Source organism: Paracoccus marinus (assembly GCF_007018965.1).
GTDB lineage: Bacteria > Pseudomonadota > Alphaproteobacteria > Rhodobacterales > Rhodobacteraceae > Paracoccus > Paracoccus marinus.
On sequence record NZ_VJYZ01000018.1, the window covers coordinates 146485 to 166597 of the forward strand.

Consider the following 20113-nt stretch of genomic DNA (forward strand, 5'->3'; position numbering starts at 1 on the left):
TAGCGTCAGTAACCCAAGGTTCGCAGCGTCACTCGGGAACGGCAAGCTTGACCTTGCCCGATACCAGCGCGCCGTAGCCGCCAGCGTCCAGCAGCTCCTGTTCCTCGGGCGTCGATTCGCGCCCCAGCGCGGTGTTGCGCCACGGAAAACGGCCGAACCGCGCAATGGTGTCGCGGTGCATCTGCGCGTGCAGCAGGTTCTCGCCCGGCATCCGTTCGGAAAACAGCGCCACGGCGCGGTCCTGCAGGGCAAGATCCTCGGCATGCTCGAACGGCATGTAATAGAACTGCCGCGCGGGTTCCGGGGTCTGCAGGTCGTGCCCCGCCTCGATGGCCGCGCCCGCGATGGACACGGCGAGCGGATCGGTCGCGAAGGACCGGCTGTCGCCCCGGAAAATGTTGCGCGGGAACTGGTCGGTCAGGATCAGCGAGGCCAGTGTCCCTTCGGGCGTCCCGGCCCATTCGCGGGTCAGTTGCCGCGCGTCCTGCCACGCCGACTGAAAGCGCGCGCGGACCTGTTCGTCCAGGCCGTCGGACTGCTCGTACCAGCCCTTGGGACCCACGTCCTCAAGCCAGAAGCGGTTGATGTCGTCGGGGGTCATGCGGAACTCTCCCTCAGGGTGGATGGTGGGTTCGCCGGCCTCGGACAGCGCGGTCTCGACGGCGAGGGTGGTTGCGGCGGGCGACAGCATCGCGAAGGCGCCGGTATCCGCGACCTGGGGCGAGGCGCGGCGCGTCATGCGCCAGGCGGCATAGCCGGACAGCGCCAGCAGCAGGACGCCCATGTAGGCCCAGAAGCCGTCGGGCCCCATCGCCGCCATCAGCCACGCGGTGACGATCGGGCCGAAGAACGATCCCGCCCCGTTGATGAGCAGCAGCCCCGCCGACCCCGCCGCCATGTCGGACGCGTCGAGGAAGTCGTTGGTATAGGCGATGAGCAGCGAATAGGTCGGGTTCGCGACCCCGCCCAGCAGCGCGGCGGCCAGCAGATAGCCCCAGATGCCGGTCTGGAACGCGAACACGGCGACGGTGATCGCCGCCCCGAACAGCGCCATCGTCATGATGAGGACGCGGCGGTCGGTGCGGTCCGATGCCCAGCCGATCGGATACTGGCAGATCAGCCCGCCAAGCCAGATCGCGGCGACAAAGGCCGACACGTCGCGGACGTTCATCCCGATCACCGATCCCCAGACCGGCGACATGCCCTGCAGGGCCGCGAACACGCCGCCCATCAGGAAGATGCCGACGCAGCCCAGGGGGGACGCGCGGAACAGCCTGCGGATGCTCATCGGCGCGATCGTCTCGAACCTTGGCGCGGGGGTGGTGGCCAGCAGCATCGGCGTGAACGCGACCGACACCAGGACCGACGGGATGACGAACAGCACCCAGCCGCCCGGATCGCCGAAGTTCATCAGGAACTGCGCGCTGACCAGCCCCAGCATCTGCACGATCATGTAGGTGGACATGGTCAGGCCGCGATTCTCGTTCGTGGCCCCGGCGTTGAGCCAGCTTTCCGCGACGATGTAGACGCCGCAGAAGCAGAACCCGATCAGGAACCGCAAGAGCGCCCAGGCAAGCCAGTGCGGCATCGCCGCATACAGGACCAGCACGGCCGAGATCATGGACGCGAGCGCCGCGAAAACGCGGACATGGCCCACGCGCTGGATCAGCCCCGGCACGGTCCGGCTGCCGACGACGAAGCCGCCGAAATAGCCCGCCATCACCAGCGCCATCAGGCCGGTCGGGATCCCCTCGATCCCGCCGCGCACGCCCAGCAGCGTGCCCTGCATGCCATTGCCGACCATCAGCAGCATGATGCCCAGAAGCAGCGGCCAGCTGGAGCGGACGACGGTCAGCATGCGGCGTCCGGGATCAGAAGCGAGGCGTCGCCGTAGCTGAAGAAGCGGTAGCCGCGTTCGACCGCGTGGGCATAGATGCGGTCCACCAGGTCCTTGCCCATCAGCGCCGACACCAGCATCAGCAGGGTCGATCGGGGCAGGTGGAAGTTGGTCATCAGCGCATCGGTCACGCGGAAGCTGTAGCCGGGATAGATGAAGATTTCCGTGACGGCGTCGTAGGGGTGGACGGTTCCGCCCGCATCCGCCGCGCTTTCGATCAGGCGCAGCGCGGTGGTGCCGACGGCGACGACCCGCCGCCCTTCGGCGCGGGCGGCGTTGATGGCGTCGGCGGCCGTCGCGTCCACGATGCCGCGTTCGCCGTGCATCCGGTGGGTGGTCACGTCATCGACCTTGACCGGCAGGAAGGTGCCCGCGCCGACATGCAGGGTAACGGTGGCGAAGCGCACGCCCATGTCGGCCAGGCGGTCAAGCAGCGGCTGGTCGAAATGCAGGCTCGCCGTCGGGGCGGCGACCGCGCCGGACGTGCGGGCCCAGACGGTCTGGTAGTCGGTGCGGTCCTGGTCGTCGGGCGCGCGCAGCGCGGCGATATAGGGCGGCAGCGGCATCGCGCCGACCCGCGCCAGCGCCTCGTCCAGCGCCGCGCCGTGAGTGTCGAAGCGCAGCGTCAGGTCGGTGTCGGACATCGCGTCCACGACCGCCGACAGCGTGTCGCCGAAGCGCACCGTCTCGCCCGCGCGCAGCTTGCGCAAGGGCTTTGCCAGGGCGCGCCAGTTGCCGCCGGGGGTGGGTTCCAGCAGCGTGATCTCCACCTTCGCGGTGGCCTCGCCCTGCGGCGTCGCGCGGGTCCGGCTGCCGGTCAGGCGGGCGGGAATGACGCGGGTGTCGTTCAGGACCAAGAGGTCGCCCGCCCGCAGGAACCGCGGCAGGTCGGCGACGGTCGCATCCGTCATCGCGTCGCCCTGCGCCACCAGCAGCCGCGCCGCCGTGCGCGGCCGGGCCGGGCGCGTGGCGATCAGCCCCTCGGGAAGGTCAAAGTCGAAATCGGACAGGCGCATGGGGCGGTTGTCGGCGCGGGCAGGGCCAAGGTCAAGCCTTGCGCCGGGCCGCGGCGTTGGCGCCCAGCCAGCGCTGGGCAAGGTCCGGCAGCCCGGCGAAGTCGTGCAGCAGGTAGTCCGGCCCCAGCCGGTCGATCTCCGGCCCCTCGGGCCCGAACCCCACCAGCGCGACCTTGACGCCGGCGGCGCGGGCGGTCTTGACGTCGGTTTCCGTGTCGCCGACCAGAAACGACCGCGCGACCTCGCCGCCCGCGCGCGTCACCGCCTCGCGGTAGGCGGTCGGGTCGGGCTTTCGGACCGGCAGCGTGTCGGCGCCCACCAGCGCCGCGAAGCGGTCGCGGATCCCCAGGACCGCCAGCAGCTTTTCGGCCAGCGCGCCGGGCTTGTTGGTGCAGATCGACAGGATCAGCCCCATGTCCTGCAACCGCGCCAGCGCGTCGTCCACGCCGTCGTAAAGCGTCGTGTGGCGGGCGATGTCGGCCTCGTAGAAATCCAGCAGGCGCGCGAAATCCACGTCCTCGGCGTCGCCGGGCAGGATCATGCCGGCGGGCATCCGCGCATAGCCCGCGCGCAGCATCGCCCGGCCGCCGTGGAACGCGATCCCCGCATCCGCGACCGGGTCCAGCAGCGCCCCCAACCCGCGAGAGGAAAAGCAGCCATTCGCCGCCGCCACGAGGTCCGCCGCCGTGTCCGCAAGCGTCCCGTCCAGGTCGAAGACCACCGTTCCCGTCATCGTCCGTAACCTTCCGTCAAAGCTTGTGAATGCCGCGACCCTTGCCGCCACGGTCGGTGGCTAGTTAGAACGCCGGCAATGAAACATGAACCGGGAAATCGCGGCATGACGGAACAGGCAGTGGCCTTGGTGGTGCTTGCGGCCGGGCAGGGCAGCCGGATGCTTTCGGACCTGCCCAAGGTTCTTCACCGGCTGGGCGGCGTGCCGCTGGTCGGCCACGCGCTGGCCGCGGGCCGGACACTGGACCCCGAGCGTGTGATCGTCGTCGCGGGCCACGGCGCCGAGGCGGTGACGCGCGCGGTCGGCAAGCTCGACCCCGACGCGCAGGTGGCGCTGCAGGAACAGCAGCTCGGCACCGGGCACGCGGTCGCGCAGGCGCTGCCGATGCTGGACGGGTTCGCGGGCAAGGTGGTCGTGCTTTACGGCGACACGCCCTTCATCGGCGCGGACACGCTGGCGGCGCTCGCGTCCCATACCGCCGACGTGGTCGTGCTGGGGTTCGAGGCGGCGGAACCCGGTCGCTACGGCCGCCTTGTCGTCCGCAACGGAGGGCTTGACCGGATCGTGGAGTTCAAGGACGCCGACGAGGCCACGCGGCGGATCGCGCTGTGCAATTCGGGCGTGATGGCGGCGGATGCGGCGCTTCTGCGCGATCTCGTGGGCCGATTGGGCAACGACAACGCGGCCGGCGAATACTACCTGACCGACGTGGTGGGCCTTGCCCGCGCCGAAGGGCGGACAGCCGCCGTCGTCACCTGCGACGAGGCCGAGACGCTGGGCATCAACACCCGCGCCGAACTCGCCGCCGCCGAGGCGCAGTTCCAGGCCCGCGCGCGCGAGGATGCGCTGGACAGCGGCGTCACCATGTCGGACCCGGCGACGGTCTGGTTCGCGCTGGACACCGTGATCGGCCGCGACGCCATCATCGGCCAGAACGTCGTCTTCGGCCCCGGCGTCACCATCGAAAGCGGGGCCGAGATCCTGCCCTTCTGCCACCTTGAAGGCTGCCACGTCTCGTCGGGTGCGACGGTGGGCCCGTTCGCGCGGCTGCGCCCGGGGGCCGAGCTTGGCGGCGACGTGCATGTGGGCAACTTCGTCGAGGTGAAGAACGCGGTCCTCGACGAGGGGGTGAAGGTCGGGCACCTGACCTATCTGGGCGACGCGCATGTGGGCGAGCGCACGAACATCGGCGCGGGCACCGTGACCTGCAACTACGACGGCGTCGGCAAGCACCGGACCGAGATCGGGGCCGACGCCTTCATCGGCTCCGACACGATGCTGGTGGCGCCGGTGCGGATCGGCGCGCGGGCGCTGACCGGATCGGGGTCGGTCATCACCCAGGACGTGCCGGACGACGCGCTGGCCCTTGGCCGGGCGCGGCAGGTGGTCAAGCCGGGGCTCGCCACCCGGATGATGCAGGCGCTGCGCGGGGCAAAGGCGAACGCGGCGGCGGGATCTGCGCGGGGGAACGGCTGAGATGTGCGGGATCGTGGGCATTCTGGGCGGCCACCAGGCCGGCCCGCAACTGGTCGAGGCGCTGCGGCGGCTGGAATACCGCGGCTATGACAGCGCGGGCATCGCCACCATCGACGACGACGGCGCGCTGGACCGCAGGCGCGAGGTCGGCAAGCTTGTCAACCTGTCGGACGCGCTGGTGCACGACCCGCTGGAAGGGCGCACCGGCATCGGCCACACCCGCTGGGCGACCCACGGCGCGGCGACGCAGACGAACGCCCACCCCCACCGCTACGGTGCCGTCGCGGTGGTCCATAACGGCATCATCGAAAACTTCCGCGAGCTTCGGGCCGAACTCGCCCGCGACGGCATCGTCCCGGAAACCCAGACCGACACCGAAACGGTTGCGCAGCTGACCGGCCACCTGATCGGCCAGGGGCTCACCCCGGTCGAGGCGGTGCGCGCCACGCTGTCGCGCCTGCACGGCGCGTTCGCGCTGGCCTTCCTGTTCGAGGGGCAGGGCGACCTGATGATCGGCGCCCGCAAGGGATCGCCGCTGGCGGTGGGGCACGGGTCGGGCGAGATGTTCCTTGGCTCGGACGCGATCGCGTTGGCGCCCTTCACCGACCGCGTGACCTATCTCGAGGACGGCGACCATGTCGTCCTGACCCGCGCGGGGGCAGAAATCTATGACGCCGAGGGGCGGCTGGCGAACCGGGCCGTCGCGCGGATCGACGTGGGATCGACCGCGATCGACAAGGCCGGGCATCGCCACTTCATGGCCAAGGAAATCGCCCAGCAGCCGGTGGTCCTTGGCGACGCGCTAGGCCACTACATCAAGGACGGGCGGATCGTCCTGCCGGAATCGCTCGACTTCTCGCAGGTGGACCGGCTGACGCTGGTGGGCTGCGGCACAGCCTTCCTTGCCGCGAGCGTCGCGAAATACTGGTTCGAGCGGCTCGCAGGACTGCCGTGCGAGGTCGATATCGCGTCCGAGTTCCGCTATCGCGAGCCGCCGCTGTCGCCGCAAAGCTGGGCGATGTTCGTCAGCCAGTCGGGCGAGACCGCCGACACGCTGGCCGCGCTGCACTATTGCCGCGACAAGGTCGCCCGGACCGTGGGGGTCGTGAACGTCGGCACCTCGGCCATCGCACGGGAATCCGACATCGCGCTGCCGATCCTCGCCGGGATCGAGGTGGGCGTGGCGTCCACCAAGGCCTTTACCTGCCAGCTTGCGGTGCTGGCGGTGCTGGCGTTGAAGGCGGCGCATGATCGCGGCCGTCTGGACGACGCGGGCCTTGCGGCGCATGTCGCGGATCTGCTGGCGGTGCCGGGCCTCGTCAGCCAGGCGGTGGCGGCGGGCGACGACTGCCGCCGTATCGCCGCGTGGCTGGCCGAGGCGCAGGACGTGCTGTTCCTGGGGCGCGGCGGGCTTTATCCGATCGCGCTTGAGGGGGCGCTGAAGCTTAAGGAAATCAGCTACATCCACGCCGAAGGTTATGCGTCGGGCGAACTCAAGCACGGCCCCATCGCGCTGATCGACCGCAACGTGCCGGTGATCGTGCTGGCGCCCTCGGACCCGCTGTTCGAAAAGACCGTCTCGAACATGCAGGAGGTGATGGCCCGCCACGGGCAGGTCCTGCTGGTGTCGGACGCAGGCGGGATCGAGGCGGCGGGCGAGGGTGTTCACGCCACGCTGACCATGCCCGCGGGCGGCGGCGTCTTCGCGCCCATCGTCTATGCGGTGCCGATGCAGTACCTCGCCTACTACACGGCGGTGGCCAAGGGCACCGACGTGGACCAGCCGCGCAACCTCGCGAAATCGGTCACGGTCGAATAGCCCCCGTGGTGGCCCCCGGTGACGGCCCCCCGTGACGGTCGCGTGAAACTGCGGCGGCAGGGGTCGCGCGCGGGCAACTTTCGGCGGCCGGCGTGGTTGATCGGGCATGGATGACACCGACAATACGGCAAGCGCCGAAAGCATCATCGACGACCTGCACGAGGCGGACGTGGACCTCGCCGTCGATGCGGGCCAGCTGCGCCACACCACCTTCATGGCGGTCGCGGGCCCCCTGAGCGAGATCGCGGACCAGCCGCCCGCCTTCACCCTGGCGACGGCGGCGATGATCGGCGGCATCGTGACCGGCCGGCCGCGCCTTGCCCGGACGGGTGCGCGGGTGCTGGCCTCGTTGGCGGTGGCGACGTGGATCAAGGCCACGATCAAGTCCAAGGTGGTGCGGACCCGCCCCTACAAGCTGCTGGACGAAGGCCACTACGAGACCGGGCTGAATGGTCCGGACGAGGGGCCGTACAACTCGTTCCCCTCGGGCCACACGGCGAACGCGGTGGCGGCGGCGCGGGCGATCGGGCGCGCGGCGCCGGGCGCGCGGGCACCGCTTTACCTTGGCGCGGCCGCGCTGGGGGCGGTGCAGGTGCCGCGCGGCAGCCACTTCGCCGCCGACGTGGTCGCGGGCGCGGTGGTCGGGCTGGTGTCCGAGGCGCTGGTCGATGCCGCGTTCAAGGCGTTCGTGCCGGGCCGCGACCATCGGTGAACGTGGCCGCCGGACCGGCTTGAAAAAGGGGCGCAGGGGCGCCCCTTTCCGTGTGAATGGTCAGGCCGATCAGGCGCGCCAGACCTCGATCGTCGGCAGGTCGGTCAGGCTTGCGCCCAGCGCCTGCAGCGCCGGCAGCGAGACCTGGCTGCCGCCCGAGGCGGGGCCGCCCAGCGGGATCAGGTCCACGTTGGCGGACTTGCCGGTCGCGGGATCGACGATGCGCCCCTTGCCTGGCGCGGTGACCAGCGGGGTCTTGATCCAAAGCCCGCCCTGGCTGGCGTCCCCCAGCGACGCAACCGTGGTGCCCAGGCGCCCGGCCGCCGCATCGCTGCCCGGCGTCACGCCCGCGCCGGTCCCCGGCGGGGTGGCGATCACGACCGCGCCCTCGCCGTCGGCGGTGGGCGCGGCGACGACCTTGGTGCCGTCGGGCGCGGTGGCCTTGGTCACGACGGGCTTGTTCAGGAACCCGGTCTCGCCGCAGGCGGCAAGCGCGAGAAGGGGCAGGATGATCGTCAGGCGGGAAAGCTTCATGGCGAGGCCCTTTTCTGTGGTGTCCCCCTTGGGTGACACGCGCGCGGGCTTGCGTCCATCCGCAACCCGCGCGGGCGGCTTTGCCGGGGTCGCTTCTTGTGCCGATTGGGCCACGGTCCTATCTTCGATCCCATGAACGCGCCATCGCCCCCGCCTGCGCCGTCCCGTCCCGCGCCCGCGTCGTCCGATGCCTCGCAGGTCGCGCCCCTGATCGACCCGTTCGCGCGCGCCATCACCTATTTGCGCGTGTCCGTCACCGACCGCTGCGATTTCCGCTGCACCTATTGCATGGCCGAGCACATGCAGTTCCTGCCCAAGGCCGACCTTCTGACGCTGGAGGAGCTTGAAAGGCTGAGCGGCGCGTTCGTCGATCTTGGCGTCCGCAAGCTGCGGATCACGGGCGGCGAGCCGCTGGTGCGGCGCAACATCATGTCGTTCCTGCGCGCCATGTCGAGACGGCTTGGAAGCGGCCTGGACGAGCTGACGCTGACCACCAACGGCAGCCAGCTTGCGCGGTTCGCGGACGAGCTGGCGGATTGCGGGGTGCGGCGGATCAACGTGTCGCTGGATACGCTTGACCCCGACAAGTTCGCGGCGATCACCCGCTGGGGTCGCCTGCCGCAGGTGCTTGACGGGATCCGCGCCGCGTCTGCCGCGGGCATCCGCGTCAAGATCAACACCGTGGCGCTGAAGGGCTTCAACGAGGACGAGCTGTTCCCGCTGCTCGACTGGTGCGCGGGGCAGGGGCACGACCTGACCTTCATCGAGGTCATGCCGATGGGCGACATCGACGGCGGCGATCGGCTGGACCAGTACTGGCCGCTGAGCGACCTGCGCGCGCGGCTGGAATCCCGCCTGACCCTGACCCCGCTGGCCGAACGGACCGGCGGCCCCGCCCGCTACGTCCGGGTCGAGGAGACGGGCCAGAAGATCGGCTTCATCACCCCGCTGACGCACAACTTCTGCGAAAGCTGCAACCGTGTCCGCCTGACCTGCACGGGCGAGCTGTTCATGTGCCTGGGGCAGGAAGACCGCGCCGACCTGCGCGCGGCCCTGCGGTCGGGCGGAGACGACGCGGTGCTGCGCAACGCGATCCGCGAGGCGATCGCGCGGAAGCCCAAGGGCCACGACTTCGACTATTCGCGCGGGGTCGGCGGCAAGATGTCGCGGAACATGAGCCACACGGGCGGCTAGGCCGCCGTCAGACCGCCGCGCCGTCGTAGTGATACGAATCCAGCGCCCGCGGATCGACCCCGTCGAGGCAGTTCACGTTCACGGCCACCACCGCCTCGCCGTCCTTTTCCCCCAGCGCATAGGCCTCGATCCCGCAGGTCGGGCAGAAGCGGTGCGAGATGGCGTGCTTGTTGAACCGGTATTCGGTCGTCCGCCCGTCCGCGGTCAGCTTGAAGTCCGACGCCGGAACCATCGTCAGGACCGAACCGAGCCGCTGGCAGCGCGAGCAGTTGCAGGTGACGGTCTGGTCCAGGTCCGCCTCGACCTGAAAGGCGATGGCGCCGCACTGGCAGCTGCCGGTATAGGGACGCTTGGTCATGGTGCTCCTCCACTCTGACCGCGCCAGCCTGCCACGTTTCGGCCAGCCTGAGAAGTTCCTTGTTCGTTCCCATTTCAAGGTTGCCTTTCGGACGCGGCTGCCTATCTCATGCGCTTGTCCAGCGAAGGTCGACCCATGGAACAGAAGTTCATCGAGATCCGCGGTGCGCGGGAACACAACCTCAAGGGTGTCGACATGGACATCCCGCGCGATTCGCTGGTCGTGATCACGGGGCTGTCGGGGTCGGGCAAGTCGTCGCTCGCCTTCGATACCGTCTATGCGGAGGGGCAGCGGCGCTACGTCGAAAGCCTGTCGGCCTATGCGCGCCAGTTCCTCGACATGATGGGCAAGCCCGATGTGGACCACATCAGCGGCCTGTCCCCCGCGATCTCGATCGAGCAGAAGACGACCTCGAAGAACCCGCGTTCGACCGTGGGGACGGCGACCGAGATCTACGACTACCTGCGGCTTCTGTTCGCACGGTCGGGCACCCCGTTCTCGCCCGCGACCGGACTGCCGATCGAGGCGCAGCAGGTCCAGGACATGGTGGACCGGGTGATGGCGATGCCCGAGGGCGTCCGCGCCTATCTGCTTGCCCCCATCGTCCGCGACCGCAAGGGCGCCTATGAGAAAGAGCTGCTGGACCTTCGCAAGCGCGGCTTCCAGCGGGTCAAGATCGACGGCGCGTTCCACGAGCTCGACACGCCGCCCGCGCTCGACAAGAAGCTGCGCCACGACATCGACGTGGTGGTGGACCGGATCGCCGTGCGCGAGGGGCTGGAAACGCGGCTTGCCGACAGCTTCCGCACCGCCCTGAACCTCGCCGACGGCATCGCCATCATCGAGACCGCGCCGGCCGAAGGCGAGGGCGATCCCGAGCGCATCACCTTCAGCGAAAAGTTCGCCTGCCCGGTCAGCGGCTTCACCCTGCCGGAGATCGAGCCGCGGCTGTTTTCCTTCAACGCGCCGATGGGCGCCTGCCCAGCCTGCGACGGGCTGGGGGTCGAACTGTTCATCGACGACCGGCTGGTGGTCCCCGACGAAGGGCTGTCGCTGGCGCAGGGCGCGCTTGCGCCGTGGGCCAAGTCGAAATCGGCCTATATCACCCAGACGATCAACGCGCTCGCCACCCATTACGGCTTCGACCGTCGCACCCCGTGGCGCGACCTGCCGGAAAACGTGCGCGAGATGTTCCTGCGCGGCTCGGGCCCCGAGGAAATCCGCTTCCGCTTCGACGAATCCGGCCGCGTGTACGAGGTCACGCGCACCTTCGAGGGCGTGATCCCCAACATCGAACGCCGCATGCGCGAGACCGACAGCAACTGGGTCCGCGAGGAGTTCGAGCGTTACCAGAACAACCGCCGCTGCCACGTCTGTGACGGTTACCGCCTCAAGCCCGAGGCGCTGGCGGTCAAGATCGCGGGCTTTCACATCGGCCAGCTGACCGAGCTGTCGATCCGCGACGCGCTCGACTGGGTCAACGCAGCACCCGCGCATCTGTCCAAGCAGAAGATGGAGATCGCGACCCCGATCCTGAAAGAAATCCGCGAGCGGCTGGGCTTTCTCGTCAATGTCGGCCTCGACTACCTGACGCTCGCGCGGGCGGCGGGGACGCTGTCAGGCGGGGAAAGCCAGCGCATCCGGCTCGCCAGCCAGATCGGGTCGGGGCTGACCGGGGTGCTGTACGTGCTGGACGAGCCGTCGATCGGGCTGCACCAGCGCGACAACGACCGGCTGCTGGAAACGCTGAAGGGCCTGCGCGACGCGGGCAACAGCGTGTTGGTGGTCGAACACGACGAGGACGCGATCCGCCATGCCGACTACGTCTTCGACATGGGGCCGGGGGCGGGGGTCCACGGGGGCACGGTCGTGGCCAAGGGCACGCCCGCCGAGATCGAGGCGAACCCAGACAGCCTGACCGGGCAGTATCTGTCCGGTGCCAAGCGGATCGGCCTGCCGGACGAGCGCCGCGCGGGCAACGGCAAGGCCGTGACGATCGAGGGTGCGACGGGCAACAACCTCAAGGACGTGACGGTCGATTACCCGCTGGGACGCTTTGTCTGCGTGACCGGCGTGTCGGGCGGGGGCAAGTCCACGCTGACCATCGAGACGTTGTTCAAGACCGCGTCCATGCGCCTGAACGGGGCGCGGCAGACGCCGGCGCCCGCTCGCGCGGTGAAGGGGCTGGAACATCTCGACAAGGTGATCGACATCGACCAGCGCCCGATCGGCCGCACCCCACGGTCGAACCCGGCGACCTACACCGGCGCCTATACCCACATCCGCGACTGGTTCGCGCGGCTGCCCGAATCCAAGGCCCGCGGCTATGGCCCCGGCCGCTTCAGCTTCAACGTCAAGGGCGGCCGCTGCGAGGCGTGCCAGGGCGACGGCGTCATCAAGATCGAGATGCACTTCCTGCCCGACGTCTACGTCACCTGCGAGACCTGCCACGGCAAGCGCTACAACCGCGAGACGCTGGAGGTGGAGTTCAAGGGCCACACCATCGCCGACGTGCTGGACATGACGATTGAGGACGCGCAGGACTTCTTCAAGGCGGTCCCGTCGATCCGGTCCAAGATGGACGCGCTGCTGGAAGTGGGGCTGGGCTACGTCAAGGTCGGGCAGCAGGCGACGACGCTGTCGGGCGGCGAGGCGCAGCGGGTGAAGCTGGCCAAGGAGCTTTCGCGCGCCTCGACCGGCAAGACCCTGTATATCCTGGACGAGCCGACCACGGGGCTGCACTTCGACGACACGCGCAAGCTTCTGGAAGTGCTGCACAGCCTGGTCGATCAGGGCAATACGGTGGTGGTGATCGAACACAACCTCGACGTCATCAAGACCGCCGACTGGATCATCGACATCGGCCCCGAAGGCGGCGACGGCGGCGGCCGGATCGTGGCCGAGGGCACGCCCGAGGACGTGGCCGAGATCGAGGGCAGCCACACGGCGGTCTATCTTGCGCCGCTTCTGGGCGGGGTGGCGCAGCCCAAGCGCGCGCCCGCGCGCAAGCGCAAGGCGAAGGCGGCCTGAAGGGGTGGTGCGCGGGGGGGGGGCACGGCCCCGCGCGTCGGAATGCCCCGGCCTGGGGCGGGGCCGAGCAGAAGGAACGGGCCGCAGGGTTTTGCGCGAGGAAGCGGATCGCCGATCCGGCCGACATCGCGGCTGCCGCGCCGTTCCTCGAAAGCCCGGTGTCGAGCATCATGGCCGGCTTCGCGTTCTGGGCCGACGGGGGCTCAAGCCGCAGTCGCGTGACGCCCCGTCGATCAGCCCCTGCGCGGCCCGCACGGCGCGGCCGGGCAGGGGGACCCGCATGCGACATATGACTGGTCCGGCTTGGATTGACCCTATCGGGGCAGGGGTCTAAACGAGGCTCAGCCAAGCCACGCGGCGGATGCCCGCCGCGACGTCAGGGAGCCGCATCGTGGACTATCTTCTGTCCGAATATCTTCCGATCCTGGTCTTTCTCGGCATGGCATCCGCGCTTGCGATCATCCTGGTGGTGGCCGCGGCGGTGATTGCCGTGCGAAATCCCGACCCGGAAAAGGTCAGCGCCTACGAATGCGGCTTCAACGCCTTCGACGACGCGCGAATGAAGTTCGACGTGCGGTTCTACCTTGTCTCGATCCTGTTCATCATCTTCGACCTTGAGGTCGCGTTCCTGTTTCCGTGGGCGGTCAGCTTCGTCGGTCTCAGCGAAGTCGCGTTCTGGTCGATGATGGTGTTCCTGACGGTGCTGACGGTGGGCTTCGCCTATGAATGGCGGAAAGGGGCACTGGAATGGGCGTGATGGACAGGGCGAACCAGCCAGAGACGGGCGGCGCGGGCGTGAAGCCCGGCTCGATCGACAATCCCGCCTTTCACGGCGCGCATCCGACCGGCGTTCAGTCCGGCCTGATCCAGACCGGCGCGAACACCGCCGGGGCCGACCGCGACGTGGCCACGCGGGCGCTGAACCGCGAATTGAAGGACAAGGGCTTTCTGCTGACCACGACCGAAGACATCATCAACTGGGCGCGCAACGGCTCGCTGCACTGGATGACCTTCGGCCTGGCGTGCTGCGCGGTCGAGATGATCCAGACCTCGATGCCGCGCTATGACGTGGAACGCTTCGGCGCCGCGCCCCGCGCCTCGCCGCGCCAGTCGGACCTGATGATCGTCGCCGGCACGCTGACCAACAAGATGGCGCCCGCGCTGCGCAAGGTCTACGACCAGATGCCCGAGCCGCGCTACGTGATCTCGATGGGGTCGTGCGCGAACGGCGGCGGCTATTACCACTACAGCTATTCCGTCGTGCGCGGCTGCGACCGGATCGTGCCGGTGGACATCTACGTCCCGGGCTGCCCGCCCACGGCCGAGGCGCTGCTTTACGGCATCCTGCAATTGCAGCGCCGGATCCGCCGGACCGGCACGCTGGTGAGGTAATCCATGGCCGTCTATCCCGATCCCGCGGCGCTGGCCGAACTCGGCACCATGATCGCCCACCGCCGGCAGAACGACGTGCTGTCGTCGAGCGTCGAATATGACGAGCTGACGCTGACCGTGAACGCGTCGGGCATCCCCGGCCTGATCGAGTTCCTGCGGTCCGAGCCGACCTGCCGTTTCAGCACGCTGGTGGACATCACCGCGATCGACCACCCGAACCGCGCGGCGCGGTTCGACGTCGTCTGGCAGCTGCTGTCGATGTACACAAACCAGCGCATCCGCATCAAAGCCGCGGTGCGCGAGGACGACCTGGTCCCGTCCATCACCCGCATCTATCCCGCCGCCGACTGGTTCGAGCGCGAGGTGTTCGACATGTTCGGGGTCATGTTCTCGGGCCACCCGGACCTGCGCCGCATCCTGACCGACTACGGCTTCCAGGGCTTTCCGCTGCGCAAGGACTTTCCCACCACCGGCTATGTCGAGGTCCGGTGGAGCGATACCGAGAAGCGGGTGATCTACGAGCCGGTGAACCTGACGCAGGAATACCGGCAGTTCGACTTCCTGTCGCCGTGGGAGGGCGCGAAATACGTGCTGCCCGGCGACGAAAAGGCGCCTGCGACGACCGGCGTCACCGCGGAGGGCAAGAAGTGATGGACGGCGACATCCGCACCAACGTCTATGACGACGGCAGCGTGGACACGCTGACCGGCGAGCAGCGCATCCGCAACTTCAACATCAACTTCGGCCCTCAGCACCCGGCCGCGCACGGCGTGCTGCGGATGGTCATCGAGCTTGACGGCGAGATCGTCGAACGCTGCGACCCGCATGTCGGCCTGCTGCACCGCGGCACCGAAAAGCTCATGGAGTCGCGGACTTACCTGCAGAACCTGCCCTATCTCGACAGGCTCGACTACGTCTCGCCGATGAACCAGGAACACGCCTGGTGCCTGGCGATCGAGAAGCTGGCGGGGGTGGAAATCCCGCGCCGTGCGAGCCTGATCCGGGTCCTGTTCTCGGAAATCGGCCGGGTGCTCAATCACCTGCTGACGCTGACCACCGGCGCGCTCGACATCGGCGCGCTGACGCCGCCGCTGTGGGGGTTCGAGCAGCGCGAGCAGCTGATGGTGTTTTACGAACGCGCATCGGGCGCGCGCCTGCACGCGGCCTATTTCCGGCCCGGCGGCGTTCACCAGGACCTGCCGCCGAAGCTTCTGGACGACATCGACGACTGGGCGATCCAGTTCCCCAAAACGGTCCGCGACCTCGACATGCTGATGACCGAGAACCGGATCTTCAAGCAGCGCACCGTCGATATCGGCGTGGTCAAGGAACAGGACGTGCTGGACTGGGGCTTTTCCGGCGTGATGGCGCGCGGGTCGGGCCTCGCCTGGGACCTGCGCCGGTCGCAGCCCTACGAATGCTATGATGAGTTCGAGTTCGACGTGCCGGTCGGCACCAACGGCGACTGCTATGACCGCTACCTGTGCCGGATGGAAGAGATGCGGCAATCCACCCGCATCATCCGCGACTGCATCGCCCGGCTGAAGGCCGAGCCTGCGGGCGAGGTGCTGGCGCGGGGCAAGCTGACGCCGCCCAAGCGCGCCGACATGAAGCGCGACATGGAAGCGCTGATCCACCACTTCAAGCTTTATACCGAGGGCTTCAAGGTCCCGGCGGGCGAGGTCTATGCCGCGGTCGAGGCGCCCAAGGGCGAGTTCGGCGTCTACATGGTCAGCGACGGCACCAACAAGCCCTACCGCGCCAAGCTGCGCGCGCCCGGCTTCCTGCACCTGCAAGCGATGGACTGGATGGCCAAGGGCCACCTGCTGGCCGACGTGACCGCGCTGATCGCGACCATGGACATCGTGTTCGGCGAGGTGGACCGGTGACCGCCGCCCTGACATTCGCTACCGGAGTTTCCGCCTGATGCTGCGCCGCCTGTCCCCCGTCCAGCCCGCCTCGTTCGAGTTCCTGCCGCAGAACCTCGCATGGGCGCGCGCGCAGATGACGAAGTTCCCCGAGGGTCGCCAGCAGTCGGCGGTGATCCCGCTCCTGTGGCGCGCGCAGGAACAGGAAGGCTGGCTGTCGCGCCCGGCGATCGAATACGTCGCCGACATGCTCGGCATGGCCCATATCCGGGTGCTGGAAGTCGCGACGTTCTACTTCATGTTCCAGCTGCAACCCGTTGGCCGGATTGCCAACATCCAGATCTGCGGCACCACGACCTGCATGATCTGCGGCGCGGGCGAACTGATCGAGATCTGCCGCGCGCGGATCGCACCGACGCCGCACACCGTGTCGGCCGACGGCAACTTCAGCTGGGAAGAGGTCGAGTGCCTGGGGGCGTGTTCCAACGCGCCGATGGCCCAGATCGGCAAGGATTATTACGAGGACCTGACGGCGGCGAAGCTGTCCGAGTTGCTGGACGCGCTGGCCGCGGGGCAGCTGCCGGTGCCGGGGCCGCAGAACGGCCGCTTCTCGTCCGAGCCGCTGGGCGGCGCGGTCGCGCTGGCCGGCACGAAGGGCGGCGAGGGGGACAACGCCTCGGTCGCGCTGGCGTTGAAGCTGCGCGACACGGTGAAGCGCATCGACGGGTCCGAGGTGCCGATCCTGACCCCTTGGCAGCGGCGCCCGGCCGAGGCCGAGGGGCACGGCGACGCCGATCCGCAACCCGCGGCCGGGCGTCCCGCGGACGAGACCGGGGCGACGGTGCAGGAAGCGCCTGCCACGTCGGCCGCCCGTCCGGTATCCAAGCGCGAACCGGCGGGTCAGCCCGCCGACGCCAAGGACACGGAGTGAACACGGCCATGCAACAGGACGTCTGCAAGCGGAACTGCTGGATCGCGGGCACGGTCGTCGGCCTGATCGTGCTGATCGTCACCGGCTCGGGCATCGGGCTTGCGGGTGCGGTCATCATGGGCGTGATCGCGGCGCTTCTTTCGGGCGGGTTGTTGCAGTGGCTGCTGTGCAGCGGCCATTCCGGCGACAGCGCGGGCGACCACAACCGCAACGAGGCGATCGAGGGCCGCGACATCGGCATGGACCGCCACGCCGACGCGGGCCCCGAGGGGACGGTCATAACCGGATCGGGTTCCGACGAGCGCACGGTCGCCCCGGTGGGCACGCTTGCGCCGCCCGCCGGGATCGTCGCGGGCGCGCTGCAGACCATGTCCGACGGCGCGGTGCTGGCGCGGACCGGCAGCGGTCAGGCGCCGACCTTCGGCAAGCCCGCAAGTGCGACAGCGGCCGCCTCGCCGCATGCCCCCCAGCCAAACGCCACGCCTGCGCCGATCGCCGGCGGCAGCCCGCTTGAGGACACACGTTCGGTCATGGCCGTGCCATCGCAGTCGGAACACCACGACATGCCGGGCGAGGCCGTGCCCGCGGCCGAACCGGACGGGGCGCAGGACGACCTGCCGCCGAACGGCGCGACGGGCCGCAAGGGCAAGGCGCCCAAGCGTGACAAGGCGACGGTGGCTTCGGGCGACGACGCTGTCGCAGGGCCGTCCAAGCGCAAGCGCGGCGGCAAGATCCGGGTGACCGGCGGCGATGACGTCGGCCCTGCCGGCGGGGACGCCGTTTGAACGCCGGCCCGCCACGGGACGACAGCGGCCAGATGCGGCTGGTGGGTGCGGTGATCGCGCTCACGATGCTCGTGTGGCTCGCGGTGAACTGGGCCGGGCGGCAATACGGCTGGCCCGTGCACTATGCCTTCCTCGCCGATCTGGCGGCGATGGGGGCGCTGGTCTGGTCGCTGCTGGTGACCTGGCGGATCTGGCGGCGCCGCGACGGCGGGACCCGCAAACGATAGGACGACGACGGACATGCTGAGCGATCAGGACCGGATCTTCACCAACCTTTACGGCATGGCCGACCGTTCCCTGCGCGGGGCGCAGGCGCGCGGCCACTGGGACGGCACCGCCGACCTGATCGGGCGCGGCCGCGACGGGATCATCGACGAGATGAAGAAGTCGGGCCTGCGCGGGCGCGGCGGCGCGGGCTTTCCAACCGGCATGAAATGGTCCTTCATGCCCAAGGAAAGCGACGGCCGCCCGTCCTACCTCGTCATCAACGCCGACGAATCCGAACCCGCGACCTGCAAGGACCGCGAGATCATGCGCCACGATCCGCACACGCTGATCGAAGGGGCGCTGATCGCCAGCTTCGCGATGGGGGCGCACGCGGCCTATATCTACCTGCGCGGCGAATACATCCGCGAACGCGAGGCGCTGCAGGCCGCGATCGACGAATGCTACGACGCGGGCCTTCTGGGCGCGAACGCGGCCAAGTCGGGATGGGACTTCGACCTGTACCTGCATCACGGCGCGGGCGCCTATATCTGCGGCGAGGAAACCGCGCTGCTGGAAAGCCTTGAAGGCAAGAAGGGCATGCCGCGCATGAAGCCGCCGTTCCCGGCCGGCGCGGGGCTTTACGGTTGCCCGACGACCGTCAACAACGTCGAATCCATCGCGGTCGTCCCCACGATCCTGCGGCGCGGGGCCGAGTGGTTCGCAAGCTTCGGCCGCCCCAACAACGCGGGCGTCAAGCTGTTCGGCCTGACCGGCCACGTGAACACCCCCTGCGTCGTCGAAGAGGCGATGTCGATCCCGATGCGCGAGCTGATCGACAAGCACGGCGGCGGCATCCGGGGCGGGTGGAAGAACCTCAAGGCAATCATCCCCGGCGGCGCGTCCTGCCCGATCATCCCGGCGCATATGTGCGAGGACGCGATCATGGACTTCGACGGGATGCGCGAGCTGAAGTCGAGCTTCGGCACCGCCTGCATGATCGTCATGGACCAGTCGGTGGACGTGGTGAAGGCGGTGTGGCGGCTGTCCGCGTTCTTCAAGCACGAAAGCTGCGGCCAGTGCACGCCCTGCCGCGAGGGCACCGGCTGGATGATGCGCGTCATGGACCGCCTGGTCCGCGGCGAGGCGGAGGTCGAGGAAATCGACATGCTGCTGGACGTGACCAAACAGGTCGAGGGGCACACGATCTGCGCGCTCGGCGACGCCGCCGCATGGCCGATCCAGGGCCTGATCCGCCACTATCGCGAGGAAATCGAGGACCGGATCAAGGCCAAGCGCACCGGCCGGATGGGGGCGATGGCCGCGGAATGATCCGCAACGGCGAATATCGGGCAACGGGCCGCGACCCTGCCGATCACGGGCAGGTGACGGTCCCGTGCAGCGCATCGGCGCGCCGCAGGTCCTATCTTGGTGTCATCTTGAAGGAGATGACGCGATGAAAGCCTTTGTTCGCACCCGCCTTGCGACCGCCGCCGCGCTGCTCTGCGCCGCCACGCTGGCCACCCCCGCGCTCGCGCTGGAACCCCTGTCCAGCGAACGCTACGTCAACGACCGTCTGATCGCCGCGCGGATCGCCGACCAGATCCGGCGCAACTGCCCGACGATCGAGGGGCGGATCGTGTTCGCGTTCCAGCAGGCGCGGGCGCTTCAGCGCTATGCGCTCGACAAGGGCTACAGCAAGGACCAGATCGACGCGTTCCTGGACAGCAAGCCCGACCGCAAGCGCATCTATGCCGTGGCCGAGGACTACATGGCGTCCAAGGGCGTGCGCGAGGGCGACGAGGCCAGCTACTGCAAGCTGGGCCAGGCCGAGATCGCGGCCAACAGCGTCACCGGCTCGCTTCTGGTGGCGAAATGAAGCGCGCGGTGCGCTGGCTGGGTTTCGCGATCGTGGCGGCTGCGGCGGCCACGATGCTGATGGCCGACATGGTCCTTGCGCGCCCCGCCACGCTGGCGCAGACCGCCATGCAACAGTCCGCGGGGCAGACCACGCACCAGACGGCGGGGCAGACCGCGCCGCGGACCACAATGCAACAGCCCGCGTCGGCGTTCGCGATCCCCGGTGAAACGGGCGCGACGACCGGGTATAAGGACATGAGCCGCGGGTCCCGCTGACCCGAGGCACGAGCGCAAGGCACGGCAG

General features: G+C 69.1%; 20 protein-coding genes. 15 read left to right on the top strand and 5 right to left on the bottom strand.

Annotated features, from left to right (window positions below):
• Positions 1-28 precede the first annotated feature (28 nt).
• Genes FNF32_RS09725 through FNF32_RS09735 form a run of 3 tightly spaced genes read right to left on the bottom strand, consistent with a single transcriptional unit; the run spans position 29 to position 3646 of the window.
• The gene (locus FNF32_RS09725) at positions 29-1858 is read right to left on the bottom strand and encodes a DUF924 family protein (RefSeq protein WP_143796618.1); all 1830 of its coding nucleotides are present in this window, start codon (positions 1856-1858) and stop codon (positions 29-31) included.
• Positions 1852-2913 (bottom strand): tRNA preQ1(34) S-adenosylmethionine ribosyltransferase-isomerase QueA, encoded by a 1062-nt coding sequence (gene queA, locus FNF32_RS09730; RefSeq protein WP_131673245.1) that lies wholly within the window; start codon positions 2911-2913, stop codon positions 1852-1854. Before queA ends, FNF32_RS09725 begins: the two co-directional genes overlap by 7 nt.
• 31 nt (positions 2914-2944) lie before the next feature.
• Positions 2945-3646, bottom strand: coding sequence for an HAD-IA family hydrolase (locus FNF32_RS09735; RefSeq protein ID WP_131673219.1), 702 nt, complete (start codon positions 3644-3646; stop codon positions 2945-2947).
• 105 nt (positions 3647-3751) lie between these two features.
• Between FNF32_RS09735 and glmU the strand changes: the two genes are divergently transcribed.
• From glmU to FNF32_RS09750, 3 genes are all read left to right on the top strand, one after another.
• The gene (gene glmU / locus FNF32_RS09740) at positions 3752-5122 is read left to right on the top strand and encodes a bifunctional UDP-N-acetylglucosamine diphosphorylase/glucosamine-1-phosphate N-acetyltransferase GlmU (protein ID WP_131673218.1); all 1371 of its coding nucleotides are present in this window, start codon (positions 3752-3754) and stop codon (positions 5120-5122) included.
• Position 5123: 1 nt separating this feature from the next.
• Entirely contained in the window at positions 5124-6941 is a 1818-nt protein-coding gene (glmS, locus tag FNF32_RS09745; protein WP_131673217.1) for a glutamine--fructose-6-phosphate transaminase (isomerizing), read from the top strand.
• Positions 6942-7047: 106 nt separating this feature from the next.
• The gene (locus FNF32_RS09750) at positions 7048-7653 is read left to right on the top strand and encodes a phosphatase PAP2 family protein (protein ID WP_131673216.1); all 606 of its coding nucleotides are present in this window, start codon (positions 7048-7050) and stop codon (positions 7651-7653) included.
• Positions 7654-7722: 69 nt separating this feature from the next.
• Here FNF32_RS09750 and FNF32_RS09755 read toward each other — a convergent pair whose 3' ends face one another.
• Entirely contained in the window at positions 7723-8187 is a 465-nt protein-coding gene (locus tag FNF32_RS09755; RefSeq protein ID WP_131673215.1) for a hypothetical protein, read from the bottom strand.
• Between the two features lie 132 nt (positions 8188-8319).
• Between FNF32_RS09755 and moaA the strand changes: the two genes are divergently transcribed.
• Positions 8320-9381 carry a GTP 3',8-cyclase MoaA gene (gene moaA / locus FNF32_RS09760; protein ID WP_143796619.1) on the top strand — a complete coding sequence of 354 codons (1062 nt, stop codon included), beginning with the start codon at positions 8320-8322 and terminating at the stop codon, positions 9379-9381.
• A 7-nt stretch (positions 9382-9388) separates the two neighbouring features.
• On the opposite strand, the gene FNF32_RS09765 is transcribed toward moaA, so the two are convergent.
• Positions 9389-9739 carry a GFA family protein gene (locus tag FNF32_RS09765; RefSeq protein WP_131673213.1) on the bottom strand — a complete coding sequence of 117 codons (351 nt, stop codon included), beginning with the start codon at positions 9737-9739 and terminating at the stop codon, positions 9389-9391.
• Between the two features lie 135 nt (positions 9740-9874).
• On the opposite strand from FNF32_RS09765, the gene uvrA reads away from it, so the two are divergent.
• From uvrA to FNF32_RS09820, 11 genes are all read left to right on the top strand, one after another.
• A complete protein-coding gene (gene uvrA, locus FNF32_RS09770; RefSeq protein ID WP_131673212.1) occupies positions 9875-12769 on the top strand; it encodes an excinuclease ABC subunit UvrA in 2895 nt (964 codons plus the stop codon).
• A 391-nt stretch (positions 12770-13160) separates the two neighbouring features.
• Positions 13161-13526 carry an NADH-quinone oxidoreductase subunit A gene (locus FNF32_RS09775; protein WP_131673211.1) on the top strand — a complete coding sequence of 122 codons (366 nt, stop codon included), beginning with the start codon at positions 13161-13163 and terminating at the stop codon, positions 13524-13526.
• 104 nt (positions 13527-13630) lie between these two features.
• Entirely contained in the window at positions 13631-14161 is a 531-nt protein-coding gene (locus tag FNF32_RS09780; protein ID WP_131673244.1) for a NuoB/complex I 20 kDa subunit family protein, read from the top strand.
• Positions 14162-14164: 3 nt separating this feature from the next.
• Positions 14165-14812, top strand: a complete 648-nt coding sequence (locus FNF32_RS09785) for an NADH-quinone oxidoreductase subunit C (protein WP_131673210.1) — start codon at positions 14165-14167, stop codon at positions 14810-14812.
• Positions 14812-16050 carry an NADH-quinone oxidoreductase subunit D gene (locus FNF32_RS09790; protein ID WP_131673209.1) on the top strand — a complete coding sequence of 413 codons (1239 nt, stop codon included), beginning with the start codon at positions 14812-14814 and terminating at the stop codon, positions 16048-16050. The genes FNF32_RS09785 and FNF32_RS09790 overlap by 1 nt, the downstream gene beginning before the upstream one ends.
• 37 nt (positions 16051-16087) lie before the next feature.
• Complete coding sequence (nuoE, locus tag FNF32_RS09795; protein ID WP_131673208.1) at positions 16088-16960, top strand: NADH-quinone oxidoreductase subunit NuoE; 873 nt, start codon at positions 16088-16090, stop codon at positions 16958-16960.
• The gene (locus FNF32_RS09800) at positions 16957-17745 is read left to right on the top strand and encodes a hypothetical protein (protein ID WP_221930695.1); all 789 of its coding nucleotides are present in this window, start codon (positions 16957-16959) and stop codon (positions 17743-17745) included. Before nuoE ends, FNF32_RS09800 begins: the two co-directional genes overlap by 4 nt.
• A 32-nt stretch (positions 17746-17777) precedes the next feature.
• The gene (locus FNF32_RS09805; RefSeq protein ID WP_131673243.1) at positions 17778-17972 is read left to right on the top strand and encodes a DUF5337 domain-containing protein; all 195 of its coding nucleotides are present in this window, start codon (positions 17778-17780) and stop codon (positions 17970-17972) included.
• 13 nt (positions 17973-17985) lie between these two features.
• Positions 17986-19281: an NADH-quinone oxidoreductase subunit NuoF gene (gene nuoF / locus FNF32_RS09810; RefSeq protein ID WP_131673206.1), complete on the top strand. Its 1296-nt coding sequence runs from the start codon at positions 17986-17988 to the stop codon at positions 19279-19281.
• Between the two features lie 124 nt (positions 19282-19405).
• A complete protein-coding gene (locus tag FNF32_RS09815; RefSeq protein WP_131673205.1) occupies positions 19406-19828 on the top strand; it encodes a DUF5333 domain-containing protein in 423 nt (140 codons plus the stop codon).
• Between the two features lie 8 nt (positions 19829-19836).
• Positions 19837-20085, top strand: coding sequence for a hypothetical protein (locus FNF32_RS09820; RefSeq protein WP_131673204.1), 249 nt, complete (start codon positions 19837-19839; stop codon positions 20083-20085).
• The last annotated feature ends 28 nt before the right edge of the window (positions 20086-20113 follow it).

Excerpts from the sequence above, each read along its gene's own strand:
- FNF32_RS09785 (WP_131673210.1), top strand. The coding sequence starts at position 14,165 with ATGGCCGTCTATCCCGATCCCGCGGCGCTGGCCGAACTCGGCACCATG.
- FNF32_RS09725 (WP_143796618.1), bottom strand. The coding sequence starts at position 1,858 with ATGCTGACCGTCGTCCGCTCCAGCTGGCCGCTGCTTCTGGGCATCATG.
- glmU (WP_131673218.1), top strand. The coding sequence starts at position 3,752 with ATGACGGAACAGGCAGTGGCCTTGGTGGTGCTTGCGGCCGGGCAGGGC.
- FNF32_RS09815 (WP_131673205.1), top strand. The coding sequence starts at position 19,406 with ATGAAAGCCTTTGTTCGCACCCGCCTTGCGACCGCCGCCGCGCTGCTC.
- FNF32_RS09790 (WP_131673209.1), top strand. The coding sequence starts at position 14,812 with ATGGACGGCGACATCCGCACCAACGTCTATGACGACGGCAGCGTGGAC.
- nuoE (WP_131673208.1), top strand. The coding sequence starts at position 16,088 with ATGCTGCGCCGCCTGTCCCCCGTCCAGCCCGCCTCGTTCGAGTTCCTG.
- FNF32_RS09755 (WP_131673215.1), bottom strand. The coding sequence starts at position 8,187 with ATGAAGCTTTCCCGCCTGACGATCATCCTGCCCCTTCTCGCGCTTGCC.
- queA (WP_131673245.1), bottom strand. The coding sequence starts at position 2,913 with ATGCGCCTGTCCGATTTCGACTTTGACCTTCCCGAGGGGCTGATCGCC.
- FNF32_RS09735 (WP_131673219.1), bottom strand. The coding sequence starts at position 3,646 with ATGACGGGAACGGTGGTCTTCGACCTGGACGGGACGCTTGCGGACACG.
- glmS (WP_131673217.1), top strand. The coding sequence starts at position 5,124 with ATGTGCGGGATCGTGGGCATTCTGGGCGGCCACCAGGCCGGCCCGCAA.
- moaA (WP_143796619.1), top strand. The coding sequence starts at position 8,320 with ATGAACGCGCCATCGCCCCCGCCTGCGCCGTCCCGTCCCGCGCCCGCG.
- nuoF (WP_131673206.1), top strand. The coding sequence starts at position 17,986 with ATGCTGAGCGATCAGGACCGGATCTTCACCAACCTTTACGGCATGGCC.
- FNF32_RS09765 (WP_131673213.1), bottom strand. The coding sequence starts at position 9,739 with ATGACCAAGCGTCCCTATACCGGCAGCTGCCAGTGCGGCGCCATCGCC.
- FNF32_RS09750 (WP_131673216.1), top strand. The coding sequence starts at position 7,048 with ATGGATGACACCGACAATACGGCAAGCGCCGAAAGCATCATCGACGAC.
- uvrA (WP_131673212.1), top strand. The coding sequence starts at position 9,875 with ATGGAACAGAAGTTCATCGAGATCCGCGGTGCGCGGGAACACAACCTC.
- FNF32_RS09805 (WP_131673243.1), top strand. The coding sequence starts at position 17,778 with ATGCGGCTGGTGGGTGCGGTGATCGCGCTCACGATGCTCGTGTGGCTC.